Origin of the sequence: Haladaptatus sp. (genome assembly GCF_049589095.1) — an archaeon.
Classification (GTDB): Archaea; Halobacteriota; Halobacteria; order Halobacteriales; family Haladaptataceae; genus Haladaptatus.
The window spans coordinates 1-1,515 of sequence record NZ_JBAWAC010000205.1 but is presented as its reverse complement, the minus strand read 5'-3'; the positions used below and the strand labels follow the sequence as shown (position 1 = coordinate 1,515).

General features: G+C 58.0%; 2 protein-coding genes. Both read right to left on the bottom strand.

The features are described from left to right. The coding region (locus WBV42_RS06770) for a Gfo/Idh/MocA family protein (protein WP_423985352.1) at positions 1 to 360 on the bottom strand (360 nt) is incomplete at its 3' end. Positions 361 to 1,056: 696 nt separating this feature from the next. After that, a partial coding sequence (locus tag WBV42_RS06765) for a fumarylacetoacetate hydrolase family protein (protein ID WP_423985351.1) occupies positions 1,057 to 1,515 on the bottom strand: 459 nt, incomplete at its 5' end.

Here is a 1,515-nt window from a genome sequence, read left to right as displayed (position 1 = left end):
GGGTTTCTCACACCAGATCACCTCCGGGTCCGCGTCGGACTCCGCCGCTGCGACGACGTGGTCGCGATGGAGGTACGAGGGCGTACAGACCGAAACGACGTCCAACTCCTCGTTTTCGAGCATCGCGTCGTGACCCACGTAGCGCCCCCGTTCGGGGATGTCCCACGCTTCCCCGAACCTGTCGAGTTTTTCCTCGTTCACGTCCGCGACCGCGACGAGTTCGACCCCGTCGGTTTCGTTGTACCCTCCCGCGTGGCTCGCTCGAAACTTCTTCCGACCGATATCCGCTTCGTCGTGCATTCCGAGGATTCCCATCCCCGCGATACCACCAGCGCCGATGATACCAGCTCTGTAGACCATACTACTACACGTCCCCCCGTGTACTTGATTGATTTGGTGGTCTAGACGGAACGAACGCCACAGGACGACGAAAGAAGCCCCTCTCCCAGAAATCGTGTCGACTTCGATTTCCCCGGTTCTCGCCGTTTCCCGTCCTATTTCACTTCGAAGTAGGCTTTCTGGAATACAGAACGCCCCATCGATGCCGATATGTGTTTTCGTACGGCTACGCTCGGATATTCGTCCGGATTTCGACTGAAAAAACCAACAAACGTTTTCAACCCGTGGCCGGTCGAGTGGCGTTCTTCCGCCGCCCACCCTCCCACGGACACGACCCTAGAGCACCGGTGGTTGAAAGCAGCGAATGGACGGTACTCGTCCTTGTGAGGAAATCCTCACGGCGTCGTTCCCCCTTTGGATGGAGAACGGTCATCGAAGTCCCGTTTTCCGTTTCTCCATTCGGACCCCGAACGGCGGATTTTTCGTCCTGTTCGGCGGTGAATCCGCAACGTTTCGAACTTCTTCCTGATCGATGACCATTCTCCTCGAACACCTCGTTTATTCATCCACGTATGTTTCTGAATTGGAGAACGATGTGTCGAAGTTCGTTCCCTATCGGTAGCTCCGCCGAGCATCGGCGGAATCCGATTCCGTACGCTCGAACAATCATCCTGTCGGAGCGGGCTTTGCTCGTCCGAAAACGGTTTTACCGCCCGTTCAAACGCTCATCGTTTCGTTGACGAGTCGTCCGATACGGTCGATGTCGATGGTAACCTCGTCTCCTTCGGTGAGGGTGAACGACTCCGGTGGTACGAGCGCGGTTCCGGTGAGCAGAACCAACGTCTCGGGGAGAACGTTGTGCTGTTTGAGATACGAGACGAGTTCTTCGCAGGTGGTCGCCATCTCACTCGTCGATGTCGAGTCCTCGTACATGATCTCGCCGTCGCGCTCGATCGTCAGCGACATTTCGAGGTCGTGGGGGTCCTCGACCGTCTCGTCCGTGGCGATACACGGGCCGATGGAACAACAGCGGTCGTACACCTTCGCCTGCGGGAGATACAGCGGGTTCTTCCCTTCGATGTCGCGGCTGGAGACGTCGTTGCCGATGGTGTAGCCGACGATTTCCCCGCGGTGGAGCACGACGCCGAGTTCGGGTTCCGGCACGTCCCACCCCGA